Source organism: Thermosulfuriphilus sp. (assembly GCF_054026695.1).
This window is the reverse complement of the sequence record NZ_JBPMLP010000056.1, coordinates 21,070-42,005: the sequence shown is the minus strand read 5'-3', so window position 1 is coordinate 42,005 and position 20,936 is coordinate 21,070. Positions and strand designations below refer to the sequence as shown.

The 20,936-nt window shown below is 51.7% G+C and carries 24 protein-coding genes and 1 tRNA gene; 8 read left to right on the top strand and 17 right to left on the bottom strand.

Features of this window, described 5'->3' with window-relative positions; all coding sequences use genetic code 11:
• Nucleotides 1-5: 5 nt before the first annotated feature.
• Nucleotides 6-773, bottom strand: a complete 768-nt coding sequence (locus ACXJJX_RS10080) for an MlaE family ABC transporter permease (RefSeq protein ID WP_456434469.1) — start codon at nucleotides 771-773, stop codon at nucleotides 6-8.
• Nucleotides 774-990: 217 nt separating this feature from the next.
• On the opposite strand from ACXJJX_RS10080, the gene ACXJJX_RS10075 reads away from it, so the two are divergent.
• Together ACXJJX_RS10075 and ptsP are read left to right on the top strand one after the other, a co-directional pair.
• Nucleotides 991-1,260, top strand: coding sequence for an HPr family phosphocarrier protein (locus tag ACXJJX_RS10075; protein WP_456434468.1), 270 nt, complete (start codon nucleotides 991-993; stop codon nucleotides 1,258-1,260).
• Complete coding sequence (gene ptsP / locus ACXJJX_RS10070) at nucleotides 1,260-3,035, top strand: phosphoenolpyruvate--protein phosphotransferase (RefSeq protein WP_456434467.1); 1,776 nt, start codon at nucleotides 1,260-1,262, stop codon at nucleotides 3,033-3,035. The genes ACXJJX_RS10075 and ptsP overlap by 1 nt, the downstream gene beginning before the upstream one ends.
• On the opposite strand, the gene ACXJJX_RS10065 is transcribed toward ptsP, so the two are convergent.
• On the bottom strand, nucleotides 3,032-3,247 hold the full coding sequence (locus tag ACXJJX_RS10065; protein ID WP_456434466.1) for a hypothetical protein: 216 nt from the start codon (nucleotides 3,245-3,247) through the stop codon (nucleotides 3,032-3,034). The two genes, ptsP and ACXJJX_RS10065, sit on opposite strands and share 4 nt — an antisense overlap.
• Between ACXJJX_RS10065 and hemW the strand changes: the two genes are divergently transcribed.
• Both hemW and ACXJJX_RS10055 read left to right on the top strand, forming a co-directional pair.
• A complete protein-coding gene (gene hemW / locus ACXJJX_RS10060; RefSeq protein WP_456434465.1) occupies nucleotides 3,246-4,406 on the top strand; it encodes a radical SAM family heme chaperone HemW in 1,161 nt (386 codons plus the stop codon). The genes ACXJJX_RS10065 and hemW overlap by 2 nt on opposite strands.
• A 38-nt stretch (nucleotides 4,407-4,444) precedes the next feature.
• On the top strand, nucleotides 4,445-4,747 hold the full coding sequence (locus ACXJJX_RS10055) for a hypothetical protein (protein WP_456434464.1): 303 nt from the start codon (nucleotides 4,445-4,447) through the stop codon (nucleotides 4,745-4,747).
• 1 nt (nucleotide 4,748) lies between these two features.
• On the opposite strand, the gene ACXJJX_RS10050 is transcribed toward ACXJJX_RS10055, so the two are convergent.
• The 5 genes from ACXJJX_RS10050 to ACXJJX_RS10030 form a co-directional block, all read right to left on the bottom strand.
• Complete coding sequence (locus tag ACXJJX_RS10050; protein WP_456434463.1) at nucleotides 4,749-5,642, bottom strand: complex I NDUFA9 subunit family protein; 894 nt, start codon at nucleotides 5,640-5,642, stop codon at nucleotides 4,749-4,751.
• Nucleotides 5,639-6,754, bottom strand: coding sequence for a dTMP kinase (gene tmk, locus ACXJJX_RS10045; protein ID WP_456434462.1), 1,116 nt, complete (start codon nucleotides 6,752-6,754; stop codon nucleotides 5,639-5,641). Before tmk ends, ACXJJX_RS10050 begins: the two co-directional genes overlap by 4 nt.
• The gene (locus ACXJJX_RS10040; protein ID WP_456434461.1) at nucleotides 6,751-7,416 is read right to left on the bottom strand and encodes a Smr/MutS family protein; all 666 of its coding nucleotides are present in this window, start codon (nucleotides 7,414-7,416) and stop codon (nucleotides 6,751-6,753) included. The genes tmk and ACXJJX_RS10040 overlap by 4 nt, the downstream gene beginning before the upstream one ends.
• A gap of 101 nt (nucleotides 7,417-7,517) precedes the next feature.
• A complete protein-coding gene (locus tag ACXJJX_RS10035) occupies nucleotides 7,518-7,790 on the bottom strand; it encodes a hypothetical protein (RefSeq protein ID WP_456434460.1) in 273 nt (90 codons plus the stop codon).
• A gap of 33 nt (nucleotides 7,791-7,823) precedes the next feature.
• Nucleotides 7,824-8,696, bottom strand: coding sequence for a PHP domain-containing protein (locus ACXJJX_RS10030; protein ID WP_456434459.1), 873 nt, complete (start codon nucleotides 8,694-8,696; stop codon nucleotides 7,824-7,826).
• A gap of 92 nt (nucleotides 8,697-8,788) precedes the next feature.
• Between ACXJJX_RS10030 and ACXJJX_RS10025 the strand changes: the two genes are divergently transcribed.
• Nucleotides 8,789-9,241 carry a universal stress protein gene (locus ACXJJX_RS10025; RefSeq protein WP_456434458.1) on the top strand — a complete coding sequence of 151 codons (453 nt, stop codon included), beginning with the start codon at nucleotides 8,789-8,791 and terminating at the stop codon, nucleotides 9,239-9,241.
• On the opposite strand, the gene ACXJJX_RS10020 is transcribed toward ACXJJX_RS10025, so the two are convergent.
• The 5 genes from ACXJJX_RS10020 to ACXJJX_RS10000 form a co-directional block, all read right to left on the bottom strand.
• Nucleotides 9,231-10,781, bottom strand: a complete 1,551-nt coding sequence (locus ACXJJX_RS10020; RefSeq protein ID WP_456434457.1) for a hydantoinase B/oxoprolinase family protein — start codon at nucleotides 10,779-10,781, stop codon at nucleotides 9,231-9,233. The genes ACXJJX_RS10025 and ACXJJX_RS10020 overlap by 11 nt on opposite strands.
• A complete protein-coding gene (locus ACXJJX_RS10015; RefSeq protein ID WP_456434456.1) occupies nucleotides 10,778-11,410 on the bottom strand; it encodes a precorrin-8X methylmutase in 633 nt (210 codons plus the stop codon). Before ACXJJX_RS10015 ends, ACXJJX_RS10020 begins: the two co-directional genes overlap by 4 nt.
• Nucleotides 11,411-11,434: 24 nt before the next feature.
• On the bottom strand, nucleotides 11,435-12,268 hold the full coding sequence (gene speE, locus ACXJJX_RS10010; RefSeq protein WP_456434455.1) for a polyamine aminopropyltransferase: 834 nt from the start codon (nucleotides 12,266-12,268) through the stop codon (nucleotides 11,435-11,437).
• A complete protein-coding gene (speD, locus tag ACXJJX_RS10005; RefSeq protein ID WP_456434454.1) occupies nucleotides 12,265-12,681 on the bottom strand; it encodes an adenosylmethionine decarboxylase in 417 nt (138 codons plus the stop codon). The genes speE and speD overlap by 4 nt, the downstream gene beginning before the upstream one ends.
• A 99-nt stretch (nucleotides 12,682-12,780) precedes the next feature.
• Nucleotides 12,781-12,857, bottom strand: a tRNA-Pro gene (locus tag ACXJJX_RS10000).
• A gap of 322 nt (nucleotides 12,858-13,179) precedes the next feature.
• Here ACXJJX_RS10000 and ACXJJX_RS09995 point away from each other — a divergent pair.
• Entirely contained in the window at nucleotides 13,180-14,136 is a 957-nt protein-coding gene (locus ACXJJX_RS09995; RefSeq protein WP_456434453.1) for a lysophospholipid acyltransferase family protein, read from the top strand.
• A complete protein-coding gene (locus ACXJJX_RS09990) occupies nucleotides 14,099-15,199 on the top strand; it encodes a mandelate racemase/muconate lactonizing enzyme family protein (protein WP_456434452.1) in 1,101 nt (366 codons plus the stop codon). The genes ACXJJX_RS09995 and ACXJJX_RS09990 overlap by 38 nt, the downstream gene beginning before the upstream one ends.
• On the opposite strand, the gene ACXJJX_RS09985 is transcribed toward ACXJJX_RS09990, so the two are convergent.
• A complete protein-coding gene (locus ACXJJX_RS09985) occupies nucleotides 15,196-16,443 on the bottom strand; it encodes an OmpP1/FadL family transporter (protein WP_456434451.1) in 1,248 nt (415 codons plus the stop codon). The genes ACXJJX_RS09990 and ACXJJX_RS09985 overlap by 4 nt on opposite strands.
• Before the next feature lie 72 nt (nucleotides 16,444-16,515).
• Here ACXJJX_RS09985 and ACXJJX_RS09980 point away from each other — a divergent pair, with 72 nt between their 5' ends.
• Nucleotides 16,516-17,013, top strand: a complete 498-nt coding sequence (locus tag ACXJJX_RS09980) for a GNAT family N-acetyltransferase (RefSeq protein WP_456434450.1) — start codon at nucleotides 16,516-16,518, stop codon at nucleotides 17,011-17,013.
• Here ACXJJX_RS09980 and ACXJJX_RS09975 read toward each other — a convergent pair.
• The 4 genes from ACXJJX_RS09975 to ACXJJX_RS09960 all read right to left on the bottom strand — a co-directional run bounded on the left by ACXJJX_RS09975 (nucleotide 16,928) and on the right by ACXJJX_RS09960 (nucleotide 20,899).
• A complete protein-coding gene (locus ACXJJX_RS09975) occupies nucleotides 16,928-18,136 on the bottom strand; it encodes a DEAD/DEAH box helicase (protein WP_456434449.1) in 1,209 nt (402 codons plus the stop codon). The two genes, ACXJJX_RS09980 and ACXJJX_RS09975, sit on opposite strands and share 86 nt — an antisense overlap.
• Nucleotides 18,102-18,908, bottom strand: a complete 807-nt coding sequence (locus ACXJJX_RS09970) for a slipin family protein (protein ID WP_456434448.1) — start codon at nucleotides 18,906-18,908, stop codon at nucleotides 18,102-18,104. Before ACXJJX_RS09970 ends, ACXJJX_RS09975 begins: the two co-directional genes overlap by 35 nt.
• A gap of 22 nt (nucleotides 18,909-18,930) precedes the next feature.
• On the bottom strand, nucleotides 18,931-20,196 hold the full coding sequence (locus ACXJJX_RS09965) for an NfeD family protein (protein WP_456434447.1): 1,266 nt from the start codon (nucleotides 20,194-20,196) through the stop codon (nucleotides 18,931-18,933).
• Nucleotides 20,197-20,323: 127 nt separating this feature from the next.
• The gene (locus tag ACXJJX_RS09960) at nucleotides 20,324-20,899 is read right to left on the bottom strand and encodes a uracil-DNA glycosylase (RefSeq protein WP_456434446.1); all 576 of its coding nucleotides are present in this window, start codon (nucleotides 20,897-20,899) and stop codon (nucleotides 20,324-20,326) included.
• Between the last annotated feature and the right edge of the window lie 37 nt (nucleotides 20,900-20,936).

The window sequence follows — 20,936 nt, the reverse complement described above, 5'->3', positions numbered from 1 at the left end:
TCCACCTAAAACAGGAGCGAGGTAAGGATATAATCCAGTATCAAGATGCTAACCGAAGAGATGACCACGGCCTCAGTGGTCGCCCGACCGACACCCTCTGCTCCCCCACGGGCATGATACCCCTTATAACAGCCAACCAGGGCCAGCAGGCCCCCGAAAACCGTAGCCTTATATAGGCCATTGGTAATGTCGGAGAGCTCTACCAGTTCGACCATTTTGTTGACAAAGACCCCAGGATCAATGTTGAGGATCACTACTCCCACCAAATAACCACCAGCTATTCCGACGACGTTGGCCACTACCGTAAGCAAGGGAACCATGAGGAACCCAGCCCAAAGGCGGGGAGTTACCAGATAGTGAAGGGGGTTGACGGCCATGGCCTCCAGAGCGTCAATCTGCTCGGTAACCCTCATGGTACCAAGTTCGGCAGCAATGGCCGAGCCGGCTCGGGCAGTGACCATGAGGCTAGTGAGTACTGGCCCTAGCTCCCTGGTCAGCGAAAGGGCAACCGTGGCGCCCAGAAGGCTCTCGCCCCCAAACTTACGAAAACCGTAATAGCCCTGAAGGGCTAGCACCATCCCCGAAAAGAGGGCCGTAAGAATAACCACCAGCACCGAATTGACCCCGATGAACTCCATCTGTTTAAAGAAATTCCGGATCCTGAAGGGGGGGGAGAAGGTTAACAGGAGCCCCTGGATCAACATGATAGCCATACCCCCGAGGTGTTCCACCACCTTAATACTAAAAGCGCCCAGCCTCGCGATAATGTTCACAGCCACCCCTTTAAGTTAAGAACCTAACCCCTGGATTAAGAAACCTTTCCTGGCAAAGGATATTAAGATTGGTTACCTATTGCCGCCGGTCGAGTCAATGGTAATGTAGAATAGTTAAAAACATCTTAATAGTAGCAAAGGTCACCCAGAGATGTCATTTCATCCCAGGATAACCTTTTCGTGCCTTATCGGATTAGATCTAAAGAATTCTTAAAGTATGGAAGTTCGGGGCTCTTTTGTTATCAACAACAAACTAGGGCTTCATGCCCGACCGGCGGCCAAACTGGCTAAGCTGGCCTGTAATTATCGGGCCCAGGTATTCCTAGTCAGGGACGGGCACCAAGCAGATGCGAAAAGCGTCCTTGATATCCTCACCCTGGCCTGTCCTCCAGGGACAAGCCTTGAGGTCGTAGCCCGAGGGCCGGATGCCCAAGAGGCCGTAGAGGCCATTTTGGCCCTGGTAGACCAAAAATTTGGTGAGGAATAATGAAAGAAGGGAGCATTAAATTAAAAGGCATCGGAGCCTCTCCAGGTATTGCCATCGGAGAGGTCTTCCTCATCGACCGAGGGCGCATAAAGGTCGTCCAACGCCCCTTAAGCAATGAGGAGGAACTTGAACTTGAGGTCGCCAGGCTTAAGACAGCCATCTCTCAGGCCTTAAACGAGCTCAAGGCCATAAAAGACAAAATTCCAGGGGAAATCCTCGGCCAGTCTTCAATAATCGATGCCCATCTCCTAATCTTAAATGATCCCCTCCTTATCGATAGGGCCCTCTCCCTTATTCGACAGGAGAGAATCAACGCCGAATGGGCCTTGGTAATGGCTTTGAGAGAGATCGAAAAAGTCTTCAGTGGCATTGAAGACGAGTACTTTCGCAACCGTTATCAGGATGTCCAACATGTAGTTGACCGTATCCTGGGCATCCTCACTGGAGCCAAACCAGCTGATCCGACCAATATCCCTCATCAAGCTATTGTTGTCGCCCACGATCTCTCTCCGGCTGACACCATCCAGATGAAACCTGACCGAGTCCTGGCCCTGCTTACGGATATGGGTAGCCGAACCTCCCATACAGCCATTGTGGCCCGATCTCTGGGAATACCAGCAGTAGTGGGGCTTGAGAGGATCACCGATTTGGTCTCAAGCGGCAGTTTTGTCATCGTAGATGGTCTTGAAGGACTGGTAATAATCGAACCCTCTTCTGAGGAGATTGCCCGCTATGAAGGGCTGCGGGATGAATTTGAACGCTTTCGTTTAGAAATTGTCCGGGCTGCCCATCTGCCGGCAGAAACACTTGATGGTCAGCAAATTAAAGTCAAGGCCAACATAGAACTCCTGGAAGAGATTCCGGTAATCCTTGAACATGGTGCCGAGGGAGTGGGCCTTTTCCGAACCGAGTTCCTCTACTTGAACCGAATCACTCCTCCAGGAGAAGAAGAACTCTATCAGGTCTACAAAGAGGTGGTTGAAAGAATGGCCCCCTTCCCGGTTACTATCAGGACCCTCGACATCGGTGGGGACAAGCTTGCCAAGGGGGTTCCCCAGGCCAAAGAGACCAATCCGGCCCTGGGGCTTCGTTCCATAAGGCTCTGCCTTAAGGAACAAGATCTTTTTCGTTGCCAGCTTAGGGCGATTCTCCGGGCCAGTATCCATGGGAAACTCCGGATCATGTTCCCCATGGTCTCCGGGTTGGAAGAACTCCTGGAGGCCAAAGCACTACTTTCTGAGGTGGCCGAAGAGCTTCGTCAGCAGGGACTTCCCTTGCCCCAGATTCCCATCGGAGCCATGATTGAAGTGCCGACAGCAGTCGCCATTGCCGATATTCTGGCTCGAGAGGTGGATTTCTTTAGCATTGGTACTAATGATCTCATCCAGTATAGCTTAGCCATTGACCGGGTAAATGAACACGTAGCCCATCTCTACGAACCACTTCATCCAGGTATTCTCCGGATGATCAGACAGGTCACCGAAGTCGGCCACGAAAGCGGCATAGAGGTGGGCATGTGTGGGGAGATGGCTGGAGAGCTTCTCTATGTCCCCCTGTTGGTGGGCCTGGGGCTGGACGAACTTTCGATGAATGCCCTTTCCATCCCCCGGGTAAAAAAACTAATCCGTTGTCTCAAGGTCTCTGACTGCCAAGAGCTGGCCCGCGAGACCCTGCGGCTGGCCACCCCTGAGGCCATTAAAGAACTTCTTCTGGAACGACTGCCCAAGATTTTACCAGAGAATTTTGCCGACCTTCTGGAAAAAGCCGCTGCTTAGAGATGGCCCGCTTTGACGACCCGAAGTCGATTCTTCATCTTCTCGATCAACAAACGGATCTCTTCCCGAAGGGCCTCAAGAGTGAGGTTACGTTTGGCGTAGATCCGATTAAGTTCTTCCAACCAGAATTCGGTCACCTGGATCTCTCGAGAGGCTAGCTCCTCCTGGACTTTTTTCTTAAGCTGTTCCATAAGTCTTTTATCAGAAACCATGGCCCAGAATTCCTCCCCCGAAAAAGCTGGAATCTATATACATATACCATTCTGTAGCCACAAGTGTCCCTACTGCGACTTCTTTAGCCTACCTCTAAAGAGGTCCCCTGTAAGCCGAAGACAATATCTTCAGGCTCTCCTTGAGGAAATCAGACTCCGACGAGAAGATATCCCCCAAGGGCTTTGTTTTGGATCTATTTACATTGGTGGCGGAACTCCGAGCCTTCTCCGGGCCCAAGAACTGGAATCAATCCTTTCGGCCCTCTATAAAACCTATAAATTTTCCCCCTCGGTCGAAGTGACTATTGAGGCCAACCCTGGAACCGTATCAGAGATCTGGTTTAGGGAGGTTTGGAGCCTAGGGATCAACAGGATCAGCCTCGGCCTCCAAAGCTTGAAGCCCAAAGGGCTTAAGATCCTTGGCCGGATCCACAGCCCTCAGGAGGCCTTACAGGCTGTTGAGGCCGCCCGAAAGGCTGGATTCAAGAATCTTAACCTGGATCTCATCTTTGGTTGGCCCGGACAGGACCTCCAAGATCTTGAGGACGATCTGAACGATCTGATAAACCTCGATCCAGAACACATCTCCTGTTACGAACTAACCATAGAAAAAAATACCCCTCTGGCCAGACAGGTCTCCCTAGGAAAGATCCAACCCCTTAAGGAAGGGCTTGTGGCCGTCTTTTACCTTCGGATCGAAGAGTTTCTCACCTCTTTTGGCCTCGAACACTATGAGATTTCAAATTATGCCCGTCCAGGACGCTACTGTAGCCACAATCTGATTTATTGGAGCAATAATCCCTATCTTGGCCTAGGGGCAGGGGCTGTTTCTTATCTTGGAGGCACCCGTGAAGAAAATCTTCCGGATCTGACCTCATATTGTCAGAGACTGGCCTCCGGAAGGCCTCCCCTGCGAAGGAAAGAACACCTGGAAAAAGAGGCCCGGTTTCGTGAGACCGTGATCCTCGGCCTGAGGCTAACCCAGGGGATTCGACCGCAAGACCTTAAAGACCGTTTCGGGATAGACCCGATCTCTTACTACAGAGATGAAATTAAAAAATTTATGGAGGTAGGACTGCTAGAATTCAATAAAGGACGACTTCGGCTGACCAAAAAGGGGCGGCTTTTGGCTGACGAAGTCATGGCCTACCTGGTCTAACCCTTGTCCTCCCCAGAATAAGGGGCTACATTTATAGTATGTCTAAGGTAATCTCTATCACCGATAGGGAAAGGGTCAAACGAGGACGGGCTCGACGGCTTGAGCAGATCAAAGAAGAGCTTCTTCGCTACCACGGAATCGATCTGGACAGGCTTCTGGCCGACGAGCCGGCCCAAAGCCTTACCGTAGAGCAGTTTGAAGATCTCACCGAGCGCATTCTGATGACCATCGATGAGTTCTGTGAGGAGTTCCCCCAGGCAACGGTCCACGATGTCCTCTACACCCTTGAAAACGTCAAAGAGATCATCCGCGACAACTCCATAGAGTTTGACTCTGAATAGCCTAACCATTGACATACCTTTGAATGCCCTCCTTAAAGGTCACTTTAGGCAGGTCAAAGGTTTGATAGAAGGCCTCTGTATCCTGACAGACGTTTTCTTCAAGAAGCATGGTGATCTGATCCACCGTAAGGGGGAAGAAGGCAAACCGCCCTAGAAGAGAAGCTAAAAGCCTCATTAAAAAGACCGGAAGGTGGATCTTCAAAACCCGCTTCCCCATGGCTTGGGCGATGTGATCCACTATTGTGTTGTAGCTAAGAGGTTCAGGGCCACAGACTTCATAGACCTTACCCACTGTCTCCGGCATCTCTAGAGCCAGACTAAAGGCCTCGGCTACTACCTCTACGGCTACAGGCTGGAGGCGATAGGTTCCATCTCCGATGATGGGCACCAGGGGAACCTTGCGAATCATCTCGGCCAGCAAATTGACAAAAGAATCCTCAGGGCCAAAGATCACCGAAGGTCTAAAGATGGTCCACTCCAGATTCGAGGAGCGAACAATCTCTTCCGCCGCCCATTTACTCTGGTGATAGGCTGAGGTGGCCTCAGGCCTAGTCCCTAAGGAGGCCATGTGAAGATATCTTTTGATGCCGGCCTGATGGGCAGCGGAAACAATGTGTTCTGTAGCCCGAACATGAAGGGCAGAAAAGGTGATATCCCTTCCAGGAAATTCCCGAATAATACCTACCAAATGGATGATAGCCTCACAGCCAGCCATCCTTTCGGCCAAAATGGCTGGGGGATCAAGAACATTGCCAAGGGCTATCTCCACCCCGGGGATAATCTTCTTCTCCGAGCCAGGTCTCACTAAGGCCAAAATGGAGTGACCTTTCTGGCAAAGAGCCTTAAGAAGGGCCCGGCCCACAAAGCCCGTGCCCCCGGTCACAAAAATCTTCATAAAATGCCCCCTCGGTAGAGTTCTTTCAGGACCTGATTCACCAAATCATCCACGGAACGGGTGGCTTCAAGGTGGACGATATACCCCTCTTTCAGACGAGAAAAGTTGACCGCCACTTTCCTCAGAAAATGCAGATTCATCTCAAAGCTATCCAGAACCCCCCTGTTAGAGATGCGTCTTGATAGCTCCTCCAGGGGAAGCTCCAGGATAAAGACCCGATCTGGACAAGGAGCTAGGGCCTGATTGAGCCGAAGAAGCCAAAAAGGATCAAAGCCCTGGGCCCCTTGGTAGGCAAGAGTGGAGAAATAATAGCGGTCGGTGATGACAACTTTTCCGGCCTCAAGGGCTGGAAGGATAACGTTTTTTACATGATCTAGGCGATCGAGAAGAAAAAGCTCTAAAAGTCCCCCTGGGGAAGGCTTGGTCTGGGAGAGAAGATCTCGAATTCGCTGGCCATACTGGCCTTCAGTAGGTTCTCTGGTAAGAACAACTTCCAGCCCCTCTTTTTTTAGCCTATTGGCCACTGCCGCCGCCAAGGTGCTCTTACCAGAACCATCAATGCCCTCGAAGGCCAGAAGCACCCCGGATCGTTTGAATTCGGCCAGAAGGCGGCGAGGCAGAACATCTCTGGTCATCTCGTTGACCTCAACATAAAGGGCCCTGGGCAGAGTGGCCCAGACCTTGAATCGGGGATCCCTTCCCTTACCCAAGGTGGCCAAAAGGGGCCTTTGAGCCTCAAGGATGGCCTCAATGGCCTCTGCAAATGCCTGACTCTTGAGCTCCATCTTACCTATCTCGTCTACGACCAGGAGAACCCCCTCTGGGGCCCCCCTGAGCAGGGGGACGACCACCGCCTCTAGGGCCTCGATATTGACACCGTAGGCCCCAACCTTGGGCCCTGGGGCCCCTCGTCGGGCCAAAGGAAATCTCTGACCATCAAGGGTAACGATGTCAAAACCGAGCCTTCCTTTGGAGCCTCGGACCTCTTCGGTATAAAAACCCCAGACCCTGGCAGTATAAGCCTGCAGAAAGGCCTTAATGGCCGTGGTTTTCCCTGAGCAAGGAGGGCCAACCAAGAAGACCCGACTGAGGCCGTGTTTAGGCAACCTCACCTCCGGCGCCTCCGGCGCCGGATTTTTTTACTGGCTGGTCGCCGGCGCAGAAGGACATAGGTGGCTCCCGGCCCCCCATCACAGGGACGGGCACTGGAGAGGGCAATTACATAACGTCGCCAGAAACCACGGGTAAGCCACTGTCTGATCTTGCCTTTGAGAACCGGCCCCCTGGGAGAGGAGAGGCCCCGGCCATGGATAATTAGGACGCAACGACAGCCAACAGATATAGACTGGTGTAAAAACTCGTCTAAGGCCTCTTGGGCCTCGGCCACGGTCAAACCATGGAGGTCGAGATGACGTTGAGGAGAAAAGGCTCCCTGGCGAAGATAGGCCAGAATTAAGGGATGTTCCCCGTAGACGAGTTCTTCAATATACTCCGGCAGATCCTCAACCCTGAGCCCGGCATGAAAAAAATCGATCGGCCCCGACTGATGACTTCTTTTAGAGACCCCTGAAGAAGGCCTCAAAGACCGCCAAAAAGTCTTCTTTTTGACTGAAAGAGGCTTAACGTCTACCATGGCCTGCCGAAAAAAAGCCTCATCTTCAACCTCGTCCTGAGCCGGCTTAGGAAGGATACGATCAAGAGAAGGTAGTGAATCCCGGTCAATCAGTTCCTTCAGAGCGGAGAAAGGGGAGAAAAAGGCCTCTTTGTCTGGCATGAAGACCACCTGGGAAAGCCTTTGCCCTCCTGTTTAACCCGAAAAAAAAGGCCCCGTCAACAAAAGAGGCCCATCAGTAATGGTAGCCAGATCAAAAAACTTCAGCGACGCCAAGGGAGAAGATACCCGATAGAGGAGAGGTCAAAATGGGGCAGCCGACGGTTAATTTCTTCTAGACCATGTCTGACAGGGGCGCCGGCCCGGGTAAAATTTACCCCTTGAAGATACCTTACCCAGGAAAGCCGACTGTCTGGGAAGATCGTCCCCAGGTAGATGATGATGGCACAGGCCACCACCACTGCCTTTAATATGCGTCTCAGACGAGACTCATAAGGAAGACCAAATTCATAAAGATAGAAACGATACCTAGCCACTCTTTACCCCTGGCATCTTTTAATCTTTTATCGTCATTGTCTTTCTCCACTATAACGCCTTTGCCAACATTTTTTGAGGGCCTCTACGGCCTCATAAGGCACCCGAAGACTCCCTCTTCCAAAACCTAGTTTGATATGGGGTTTGTTGGCCCCATGGAAATCGGTCCCCCCGGTCTCTACTAGATCAAAGGCCTCGGCGATCTCCTGACAGAGGCCCACGAAGGCCTCATCATGATCAGAATAATAGCTCTCAATACCGTCAAGACCAGCCTTTACCAAGCCTTTCACGAAGGCCTTCAGGGCCTCTGGGCGGGAGATGTTGAGGGTGATGGGATGGGCCAAAACCGCCAGCCCCCTCGCCTGATGGATAAGTTCGATAGCCTCTGGGGCTGAAAGTCTTTCTTTAGGAACATAGGCCGCTGCTCCGGCCTTAAGAAAGCGATCAAAGGCCTCATTAATGTCTCGGCAAACCCGTTTTTCTACTAGAAGCCTAGCAATATGAGGCCGACCGATCTGGCTACTAGCTATAGCCTCTACTTCTTCCATAGTGATGTCAATCCCTAGGGCCTGAAGTTTTTGGATAATCTTGGGATTGCGTTCGGCCCGGGCCTGTTGGAGCTTGCGCAGACGGGTGATGAGCGAAGAAGAGTTGTAATCCAGAAAGTAGCCCAGAATGTGCAAGGTGCCCCGTTCATAAAGAGCACTGAGTTCCACCCCGGGGATAAACTCTATCCCCAATCTTCGGGCACTCTCCTCGGCCTCGGCCAGCCCATTTATGGTATCGTGGTCAGTGAGGGCCAAGGCCGCAAGACCTATGTCTTTGGCCATTGATATCAGCGCTCCAGGACTTAACGTTCCATCAGAGGCAGTAGAGTGTGTGTGTAGATCAACAATTTTAGCTGGCATAAATACTCCTTGCATTTTTTGAGCTTTATAGACTAACAAAGTTAATAACAGTCTGTCAGGAGAAAAAGCTAATTTCAAGAAAGGAGGTTCCCATGAAGATTGAAAAAATTCTTTTCCCGGTGGACTTTACCTCGGCCTCAGCCAAGGTCCTGCCCTACGCCTTATATCTGGCCGAAAAATTGGGAGCCAAAATCTACATTCTCTATGTAGTAGAGGACCTCTCCCGCTATGCCAGTATTCCGGTAGCCCATGTCAGCCTAGCCTCCTTTGAAAAGGAGCTTGAAGAGGCCGCAGCCAAAAAGATGGAAAGCTTTGTCGAAGACAACCTCAGGGATTTCAGCAATTACGAAACCCATATCGCCAAGGGAGATGCGGCCGGAGAGATCGTCACCTTTGCCAAACTGCATGATATAGATCTCATTGTCATGGCTACCCATGGGCGCAAGGGTCTAGAAAAGGCCCTGTTTGGAAGTGTCACGGAGAAGGTCCTTAAGATCTCACCGGTGCCTGTCCTGACGGTAAACCCTGAACAAGCTACGTCTTAGTCCCCCAGGCCCCTCCTCCAGGGGTGTGAATTTCAAGTATATCTCCGGGAAGGGCCTCAAGATGGACCTTCCCGGGGAGAATTTTCTTTTTGCCTTGGCGGATAAAGACATTACGTCCCCTTCTGCCCGACCCACCATTGGCTAGACCGTAGGGGGAAAAACGTCTTCTCTCAGAAAGGACTGTTATCTGGGCCGGTTGGAGAAAACGATAGGCCCTAATGATTCCGTCCCCTCCCCGAAACCTGCCCCGCCCCCCGGATCGATCCCTCAACTGATATCTTTCCACCAAAAGAGGGTAGGTCTGCTCCAGGGCCTCAATAGGGGTATTAAGGGTATTAGTCATGTGGGTGTGGACTCCAGATAGTCCTGGAGCCCCAAAACGCCCCCCCATACCCCCTCCAATGGTTTCATAATAGGTAAGCCCTTTAAAGCCCATAGCCACATTATTCATGGATCCGCAGCTGGCAGCCGGGATCCTCTCAACGATTGCCTGGGCCAGGGCTCCCAGAATGACATCCACAATGCGCTGGGAGGTCTCCACATTGCCGGCGGCCACAGGGCTGGGATACTGGGCATCGACTACTGTATTAGGGTGAGTAATCACCCTAATAGGCTTAAGGGCCCCAGCGTTTATAGGCATCTCCTCTGGAGCCAGAGACAAGAAGACATAGTAGACCGCTGCTGAAGTAACACTAGAGACGGCATTAATCCCGGTCTTTGCTGCAGGATCAGAATCAGAAAGATCAACCACTGCTCGACAACCATCAATGGAGACCCGAGCCTTGATCCTCACCGGGTCTCGCCCAAGTCCGTCATCATCCAGACAGTCCTCAAAGAAATAATGGCCATCGGGAATATCAGCCAAGGTGGCCTCCATAATGGTCTGGGCATGGTGAAGAAGGCTCTCTACTCTGGACAGAAGTGTCTCGATTCCATAGCGGCGGATCATCTCCTCCAGACGCATCTCCCCCCTGCTCAAGGCCGCCTGTTGGGCAGTGAGATCTCCCCGGCGTTCGGCAGGGTTCCTGACCTGCCCCAAAAACCAGGAGAGGAACCCCTCGTTCAGCCTTCCCTGTCTTAAAAGATACTGAGGTCTTATAAGGACCCCTTCTTCAGAAATATGAGTGGCCAGAGGCATAGATCCTGGAGTTTTACCTCCAACATCGGCATGGTGGGCCCGAACGAGGAGAAAAAAGACCGGACCTTCTCCCTTCCAGAAGACCGGCTTGACCAAGGTGATATCAGGAAGATGAGTTCCCCCAGCATAGGGATCATTGGTGATAACCACGTCAGCAGGGGCAAACTGGAGGGAATTAAGAAGAGCGGCCATAGTCGCCGGCATGGCCCCTAGATGGACCGGAATATGGGCTGCCTGGGCCACCAAACGTCCCTGGACGTCGCAGATGGCGCAAGAAAAATCACGGCGCTCCTTGATGTTGGCTGAAAAGGCGCTTTTGCGCAGAACAATACCCATCTCCTCAGCCACCGCCGAGAAGAGACGGTCAAAGATGCTTATCTCTACGGCCTCCAGCCCTTTCATCTGGCTAACCTTATGAGGGCATTTACAATGGCGACGGCCACAGGGCTGCCACCTTTTTCCCCCAGAGAGGTGATAAAAGGGAAATCCTGTTGGTTCAAGATAGCCTTGGCCCGAGCGGCATCAACAAAACCAACTGGAGTTCCTACCACCAAATCAACCCGGAGGCGACCAGACTTTATGAGCTCTATCGTCTTTAACAAGGCTGTTGGTGCGTTACCAACAATCCATATTCCCCAGGATTTCTCAGAGGCCACCTCCACAGCTGCCTCTGCTCGGGTAACCCCTTGGGCCTTGGCCCGGGCAATGACCTGAAGATCATCGATAAAACAGGCCGTTTTTATCCCTAGGGTTCGGGCAGAGGGGGCTATCCCGGCCTCAACCATCCGAACATCGCAGAAAACTGGAGCCCTAGTCTTTAGAGCCTGAAGGCCAGAAGAGATGGCCTGAGGATGAAAACGCAGAGAGGAGGCAAAATCGAAATCGGCCGTGGCGTGAATAACCCTCAAGATTACTTCACCTTCTGGCCCTGAAGGCAATACCTTCCGGAGGCGATCTCTAATGATAGAGAAGCTCTGAGACTCTATTTCTCGGCCCTTGGAGAGCCCCACCTGAGAGGAACTTTCAGACATCTCGCCTATCTAGGCTACCCCTTGTCAATCACGGTCCAGCATGTCCTGCCACCAGCTAGGCAGGGCAAAAGAGGCCTGATGAACTTGAGGATTATAATAACGACCCCGGTATTGCCTTTGGGGAAGGCGGAAATTGACCTCGGATTTGGTAGCGATCACAAAGGCTATCTCGTCACCATAGGTGGGCACAGGAGCCCGATATATGGCTACCTGGGAAAAGATTCGTTTGGTCCTCCTGAAAGTCATGGGCATTACCTGAGGTATTGTCCGAGGAAGAGAGGCCTGTTGAACCATAATGCCTGAAGGTGACAGGGCCTCACGGACACTTTCATAGAATTTCTCTTCAAAGAGGGCCATGGCCGGCCCAACCGGGTCTGTACAATCAACCAGAATGACGTCAAAAGGGGCTTTCCTGACCTCGTCCGAAGAGAGATAGGCAGCCCCGTCTCCGAAGATAAGCCTCACCCTCGGATCCCCGAAGTCCCCAGAGATATCACGGAGATACTTCTGGCAGGCCCTAAAGACCGCCTCATCAACCTCAATCTGAACTACCCGCTCCACAAAGGGGTGCTTGAGGACCTCTCGCAGGCTACCTCCGTCTCCACCACCAATAATGAGCACCGAACTAGGAGAATGGGGCAGAGCTGTCATGGGGACGTGGACCAGCATCTCGTGATAGATAAATTCGTCGCCTTCCGTCAGCTGAACGACACCATCCAGAACGAGGAGACGCCCCCAAAACTTGCTTTTGAGGATTAACAAATGCTGATAGGGTGTCCGTTCTTCGTATAGAGGCGTAACCTCGTAGCGGTGGAGATAACCCGGCGCAATTTTTTCTGACCACCAGAAGTCAGTCAAGTCTCCTCCAACTCGATTAATTGTCCCCTTTTCATCTCCAGGGCATGGACATATTGGGGCTGGAAGGCCTCTTTGAGCCGTTCAAAGACCTGATAGGCCTCCTCTTCGTTGCTGGCAAAAACATCAATGGCCGCATAGCCATTCTCCGGCCAGGTATGGATAAAAATATGGGATTGGGCAAAGGTAGCCTTGGCTGAGACCCCATAGGGATTGAACTGATAACTGATAACCTCTCCATCTTCCCCACCGGCATACTGCAGGGCCAATTCAACCTTGCCAGCATCGGCCAGAAGATGGAAAGGGGAATGCCACATCTCTATAAGCAGATGGGTACTAATGTAACAACTGGGGGCCGAATGGGCCTCCTGGGTGGGTAGCTTTTCAAGCTGACAGACAGGAGCCATCACTGCCATGGTTCACCTCCCCCCAGGCCTAAGCCCGGTTTTTAAACAAAATTTAAGGCTCATAACTGTTTGGTAAGCCCAAACAGCCAGAGCCCTTGCTGACTTAGATGGTCGGGACGGGCGGATTTGAACCGCCGACCCCCTACACCCCAAGCAGGTGCGCTTCCAGGCTGCGCCACGTCCCGGCCAGATCCTTTTTAATCAGCGGTCAAGGCTTTGTCAACACAGTGAATAGAATCCCCACCACGGCAATGCATCCCCAAGAATCTCACTTATAAGGAAACACGCTCCACCAGAGGCAAGCCCAACAAACTCCAAAAAATTCCAACAAAGAAATCCAAAAGAAACGTTAAAAAAAATCTCTAGAAGACGATATAAAGACGTAAGGGTGGATAATAAAGTGTTTTTAGGGGGAAATAGGTAAAAATTCCTAGTATTTCCCCCTAATCTGGTCGTCGTTCAACCCAAAAGTCTTCGACAGGCAAAATCCCCAAAGGAGGTTTAGTTATGTGGGTATCTGGTTTAAAAAAACTAAACATTAGTGTCTTTTTTCAGCATCCGATAAATGTCTTTCTCATCCGGCACCTGCCCTTGGGGCTCTACCGCTTTTATCTCCGACTCTTGGGATTTATCTTCCTTGGCCTAAAAGAGAAGACCCGGCGCAACGTGATCATGGGCTTAGGCTACCTTACCCGCTCCAGACCTCTGCCCCAGCTTCTACCCGTATATGTTCTTAAGACCTACCTGGGAATCTTTGAACACTATCTCGAAAAGTTACTTCTCGGCTATCGTCCCTTGTCCGAGATGATTTCCTTCCTTAAGCCCCGGCTTAAGGTCTCAAGGAAACATCTCCTTGATAAGGCCATAGGCTCTCACCGAGGCGTAATCCTCGTCACCGGCCATTTTGGGGCTGTCGAGTTCCTGCCCCTCTCCCTGGCCCTCCTAGGCTATAAGGTAGCTATTATCTGCCGCTTCAAAAGGCCCGAACTAAAAAGAGCGCTCAGCCAGAGGGCAAAAAGAATGGGAGTCAAGATAATCGACGCCAATGAAGGCAATGTGGCCACCAAGGCCATCGGTGTCCTCAAGAAGGGCTATATATTGATCACCGAATGCGATGAATTTGAACACTGGAGACCTTATCCTAATCGCTACACCTATTTTTTGGGAGCTCAGGTTCCCCAAGATCGGACTCTAGATATCTTTTACCGGCGGGCTCGGTGTCCGGTAATCTTGGGCCTGATGAAAAGAGAACCCGATGGCTACACCCTCTGCCTCGAACCTCTAGCAGATGGGATGGAGGCCGTGGAGATCTCCCCCCGGGCCTTGGCCACCTTAGAAAAATATATTCTGGAATATCCTGAACAATGGTATCAGTGGCCTGAGGCCGTGGAGGAACTCAAAGACTACATTCGTTGGGACGATTACTATGCGCCTAAAACTCTATCGCCTGCATCTACCCTTTAGGCTTTCGGTAGATCATAGCCTGGCCAGCCGAAAAAGCACAGAAAGCTTGATCGTCATCTGGGAAGAAGATGGGCTGACCGGCTTGGGAGAAGGCTGTCCCCGGGAGTATGTCACTGGAGAAAAGCCTCAAGAAGCCTATCAAATGGCTCGACGGCTGGCCAGGGCCATTGTTGAAAAAAGGGTCTCTTCGCCTGGAGAGTTTGACCAAATTGTAAACAGTCTTGCTCTCCAAAACTTTCCTTCAGTAATTTGCGCTTTTGAGACGGCCCTCCTTGACCTAAAGAGTCGCCAGAGGGGAGATCCCCTCTGGCGACTCTTTGGCTTGGCCCCTCGGACCAAGGAACTCATCTACAGTCTAGTCCTCCCCTTTACCAACGAGAGGACCTTCGCCTTTTTTACAGAGGCCGCTCGCAAATGGGCCATAAAGGAAATAAAGATAAAGGTTGCTCCTGGGGCTGAAGAAATGGTCAGACGGGTACACCAGAGCCTACCCCACTGCCGTCTAAGACTTGATGCCAATGGGGCCTTCGGCAGCCAAGAGGCCCTAGAGTTTCTAGAAAAGGTCCGACCATATGGTGTGATCGCCTTCGAACAGCCTTGCCCCCGCCAGGATCTGGAGGGCCTTCAGAAAGTATCTTCCTGCGGACTGGTGCCCGTAATCGTCGACGAATCTCTGATTGATCTTGACGATGCCTTAAAGCTCATTGAAAAAAATGCCTGCCAGGTATTCAATCTCAGGCTCTCTAAATGCGGGGGGATAAGAAAAACCCTGGCCCTCTGGTCCCTGGCCAAGGCCTCCGGCCTCAAGGCCCAGATCGGTTGCCACGTAGGCGAAACAGGTATTCTGGCCATGGCCGGCCGTCATCTGGCCGTTTTATTAGATGAAGTCCTTTTCCTTGAGGGAAGTTACAGCCCTTGGCTCCTTGAGGAGGATATCATCAAGGAAAGGGTTGATTTTGCCCCTCAAGGACGGGCCCCTGTACCCAAGGAGCCGGGGCTGGGAATAAATCCTAGAATGGAGACCCTTCTACGTTTCAGTCCACTTAATGAGGAATTTTTCTAGAAATAAAGACTTACTGCCAAGGTGAAAAGGTGAATCCTTATTCGATAATCTCCGTTGGCTCTAAGGGATTCGGGAAGCCTTGATAAGATCTCATTTTCTTTAGGGGCCCAACGGGTAAAAATATAATTATAGGCCAGAGAGAGACGAAAATTTTCCCGGGGCTGGACTGAGAGCCCGAAGGCCAGAATACGCCGGTTGGAATCCGGAAGTTGAGGATCACGGTATTTGCTTGGTGCCGGGCCTTGGTCAAGACTGTAGCCGGCCAAAAGGGTATAATGGCCCCACTGATGCCTCAAACCGAAGCGGTAGGCGAAAACATCCCTCCAGTCTTTGGGCTGAACAAAGACATTGGTGCTCTTGCCTGGAGGTCCTAGAGGGTCTTGGAAGACGATCTTCATCTCTTCGTAGGTTGACCAGCCTGTCCAGGTAAGGTCAAACTCCAGGATAGTCCTGGGGAACAGATAGAGGGCGACCCCTCCGGTGAGCATCGGTGGAAGGGTAAGGCCTCCGGTGGCCTTGGTATCAGGATAATAGGCCTTAAGAGCCGAAGGGGTCTCAAAGCGGGCCTCAGCCTGTTTAAAACGAAGATGGACTTTACTTCGGTAGGCAATCCCCAGGGAGAGCTTTCCCCATCGATAAAGAAGCCCAAGGTTAAAACCATAGCCCCAGTCGTCGCCATTTAGATACTGTTCTCCGTCGGAGAGACCCAACTGGCCAAACCAAAGCTTTCGACGCAGGGTCAAGTCAGCATAGATTATGTTAAACCCAGCTCCTATAGAGAGATTGGGGGCCAGTTTAAGGCTGAACGCCGGATTGGCTACCATGGTGGTCAGCTTTGAATAGGTGGTAATGTAACGTCCCTGCCAGTTAGTATCCCAGACAGTGGCGAGACCATAAAGGGAATAAAATCCCACTCCAAAGGCCACCTTCGGGTTGATAGGACTGCTCAAATATAAAAAAGGGGGCACCTGAATCCGGTCTACCGTATCTTCGTCGATAGGCCCATCGTATTGGATCTTTGAAGCCACTACTGAGGCCCCGGTATAAAGCTGAGGCCTTTTGATAAAGACAATCCCAGCCGGATTATAAAAGACAGCTGAGGCATTATCGGCCTGAGCCACAAAGGCATTAGCCTGGGCCACCGCCTCAGCCCCCTGGAGAAGGTTGACAAATCCTGCAGCCTGAACATCCTTTTGGAGAGAAAGGAAAACAAGGACCCAAAGGACAAAGAGCTTTTGGATCATAGGACCTATCTCCGACTTTATGTTTTTAAGTAAATTTTTATTAGGTTGGTTTTCTTAGTTAGCATACTTAAAATGGTTTCCCAACCTAAAGAAGGCTCCCTCCGACTACGTCTGGCTAGAAGAACGGATCTTGAAGCCATAGTGAAACTTGCCAGAGAGGCTTTTGCCCCATATGGACCCTATGGACGCATTGTTGGCCAGTGGTTTGGCCAGAAGACTGTGGCCACCTTTGTTCTGGAAAGGGACAAGAAGTTTCTCGGCTTTGGAATGCTCGGCCCCTTTGTCTGGTTTCCGTGGCTGCCAGTGGCCGAATTAATGGCCATCGCTTTGATCCCAGAGGCCAGGGGCCAGGGGCTGGGAAGGATCCTCTTGGGCCAGCTGGAAGAAAGAGCCCGGGAGCAGAAGCTTCTGGCCCTTAGACTTCACACTGGTGTTAATAATCGCCGGGCTATTGCTCTTTTCAAACAAGCAGGCTACAGGAGTATCAGGCGGATAAAGGCCTATTATCCAAGTGGCCTTGACGCCTTGGAAATGTGGAAGAGGCTCTGGAGCGCCTCCGGCCCTCCTTAGGAAATACGGAGGCAATCTTCATCTTTCGCCCCAGGGAGGCCTCTATCTCCTCCAGGCTAAAGGCCCCGGTTTCGTCACAAAGACTGATGACCAGCGAGCCGACAGCCAACGCCCCGATACGAAGGAGAAACTCCTCGCCGCTAGTGGGAAGATCATAATTGATGATAAACTTAGTCTTTAGAAGCTCCATGTAAGCGGAACTGGCATCAGTGGTAACCAGAACAGCTGTCCGTTGGGAGTTAAACTGACGAATGATCTCCAACCGCCGCTGTGGGCCAAGATCTGGAAGGAGGACAAAGGTCCTATAGCCTCGACGTTGAAGATCACCAGCCAAGGCTTTGGCCACTAGCTCATTGGCGGCAAAGATAACCACCCTCTGGCCCCTCTCCTCCTTCAGGAGATTTAAAAGAAGGGCAAATTTTTCTTTCTGGCTGACATGATAGAGACGAAGGCGCAGGCCCTGGACTCCAGGGCGTCTCCGCCCCCAGAAAAGCTCCAGTGGATCTTTAAGAAATCTATGGGCCAGGGCTACAGCCTCGTAGGAAACCTGACTCAGGAAGACCATAGTCTTTACCTTGGGGAGACGCCCGATAAGTCCGGCCAGATCATCTAACATGGCCTCTGGCTCATCGATCACCAAGGCCTTGACAGCTAAGGGATCCAGGAGACGCCACTTAAAGATCTTCTTCAACCAAGCAGGGGTAGTGAGAAGGAGATGGACGCCGGCCTCAAGTCGTCTCATCTGTTGAGAGAGTTCCTCCTTAGGCCCGCCGAAGAAAGCTAGTAAAAGACCAGTCCCTTGGGCCAGCTTTTCGGCCTCTTTAAGGAGGGCCAAGGCCCGGGCTTCAGAAGCCACCAGGACAATGGCTATCCCCCCCTCTTTTAAAAGGTGCTGGATTAAAGCCAGAAGGTAGGCTGTAGCCTTACCACTGCCTCGGGGGGCCTCAACAAGAAGATCCTCTCCCTCTTCTAGAAGATGGGGAAGACAAAAGTCCTGGAAGACTGTCGTCCGCAGAAAACCACTCTTTTTAAGATTGCTCTTAAGAGACTCATCCAGGGGGAAATCATCAAACGGACGGCCTACAGGCTCAAGAAGAAGCCTGCTCCGTGCCTCTACCTCCATCTGACATCACCTCCGTCCCTGAAGCCTTCATTGAACCTTCAATAAAAGGCCGGAAGAGATCTATAGGAATAGGAAATAAGGTGGTAGAGTTGTTTTCGGCAGCTACCTCCCTTAGGGTCTGTAGAAAACGCAACTGAATAGAGGCCGGACTCTCAGAGAGGATCCGGGCCGCCTCAGAGAGTTTTTGGGCGGCCTGAAGTTCGCCTTCAGCGTTGATGATTTTGGAGCGTCTCTCTCGTTCGGCCTCGGCCTGCTTGGCCATCGCCCGTTTCATCTCATCAGGGAGATCAATTTCTTTGATCTCTACCTTGCTAACCTTAACACCCCAGGGTTCGGTATCCTGGTCGAGAATTGACTGTATCTTGGCATTTAGCTTCTCCCTTTCGGAAAGGAGTTCATCGAGTTCAGCCTGACCACAAATACTTCTCAAAGTGGTCTGAGCCAGCTGACTGGTAGCAAAAAAGTAGTCTTCAACTTCGATGATGGACCGGTTAGCATCCAGGACTCGAAAATAGACCACTGCACTCACCTTTACCGAAACATTATCCTTGGTAATGACCTCCTGAGGAGGCACATCCAAGGTGACAGTCCGCAGGTCGACTTTGCGCATTTTATCGATTACCGGGATGATTATCACCAGTCCTGGCCCTTTGGCCCCAATGACCCGCCCCAGACGGAAGACAACTCCCCGTTCATATTCATTAAGGATCCTGATGGCACTGAAGAGAAAAAGGATCAGCAGAAGCAAAAGGAAAGAAAAGGAGATAGACATCCAAACCTCCTTAATTAAGGATTTATTTTACTTCTTCAACCTTAAGGGTCAGTGACTTTACTGCCAAGACCCGGACCTTACTTCCAGCAGCAACAGGATGATCACTTTCAGCCTGCCAGATCTCTCCGTGGACAAAGACCTGCCCTCCTTCAGGGCCAATCTCTGAAAGGGCCTTTCCCTCGGCCCCTAACAGGGATTCGGCTCCGGTCTGCGGAGGAGAACGAACAGCCTTGGCCGCCAGATAAGTAAGTATAGAAAGAAAGGCCCCTACTCCTATAAGAGTTGGCCAAAGCACAGACCAGGAGATCCCCACCCCTGGAGCCTTGGAAAAAAGCATCAAGGAGCCCAGGGTCAGGGCAATTAAACCGGCAAGGGCCAGAAGGCCAAAGCTGGTGATCTTTATTTCCAAGAAGAAAAAAATCCCGGCCAGGAGAATAAGAATCAGTCCGGCATAGTTTACTGGCAAGGCCTTAAAGGCAAAAAAAGCCAGCACCAAGGCCAAGGCACCAACCACCCCGGGGAAGATAGTCCCTGGATTAGAAAGCTCAAAATAAAGACCCGCCAAACCAATCATCATTAGGATATAGGCAATATTGGGATCACCTATGGCCCTTAAAATTCTTTCCCTTAAACCTTGATGAATGGGGATCAGGGTGGCAGCCTTGGTCTCCAGTCGAACTCTGCGCCCTCCCGAGACCTCTAGCTCGCAACCATTGATTTTCTCCAGAAGGTCCCCCAAATCTTTGGCGATCAGGTCGATAACTTTGAGTCTTAAGGCCTCCTCTTCAGTAATAGAAACGCTTTTCCGAACGGCCTCCTCGGCCCACTTGGCATTTCGCCCTCTGGTAGAGGCAATGGCCCGGGCCATGGCCGCCAAGTCATTGACGGCCTTTTCGGCCATTTTTTTATCTTCTTTTGGCCCCCCCAGAGAGACAGGATGGGCCGCACCAATGTTTGTCCCTGGAGCCATGGCGGCGATGTGGGCTGCCATGGTGATCAGGGTTCCGGCAGAGGCAGCCCGGGCCCCAGAGGGAGCCACATAGACGATTACTGGAACTGGACTGTTAAGAAGGGCCTTAATTATCTCCCTGGTGGCGGAAACAAGTCCCCCAGGGGTGTCCAGGCGAATAATAAGGGCTTGGCCTCCGGAGACAGAGGTGGTCTCGATGGCGGAAATGATGAATTCGCTGGTTATGGGATCAATGGCCCCCTCGATCTTTATCAGGTAAAGGGGCGAGGGAGTAGCCCAGGCCCCAAAGGGGTCAAGAGCAGCTAAGAGCCAAAACAACCCTATTATCCACAACCGGCCTCTTTTGACAAGCCTGGATGGGCCCAACCCGCTAATTCTTTTTCTCAAAAAGAGTTTGCGCATTGATCAATATAATAGGGTCAAAGAGGCCTTCAGGGAAGAAGTATCAGGCCAGCTCCTCCAGGAGCCTTTTTATGAGCTTTAGATCTTCCCAGGCAGCCTTTTTAAATCTTGGATTATAGAGAAGAAAGGCTGGGTGATAGGTAGGGATTACCCTGGCTCCATAGGCCTCAAACACCCGACCGCGAAGGCGACTGATCGGATCCTTGACCCTAAGAATAGTCTGGGCGGCAAAGGTTCCCAGGCAGGCAATCACCTGAGGGCCGATTAGTTCAATCTGCCTCTCAAGATAGGGGAAACAGGCCGAGATCTCCTCAGGACGAGGGTTACGATTCCTGGGGGGGCGACATTTGAGGACATTGGCGATATAGACCTCTTGTCTTCCAAGTTCGATGGCCTTAAGCATCCGGGTGAGAAGTTGACCAGCAGCCCCCACAAAAGGCCTTCCCTGAAGATCCTCATCCCGGCCTGGAGCCTCTCCTACCAAAAGAAGGCGAGCGGACTCATTCCCTTCTCCGAAGACGATGTTTGTCCGGGTCTTATGGAGTTCGCAACGCTGGCATCTCCCAACAAGAGCCCTCAACTCTGCCAGAGTTCCCGGAAGGCTGGACTTATCTTCCATCAGAAAACCCCTTAAGGCCTTCCCCTGAGGGAGGTCC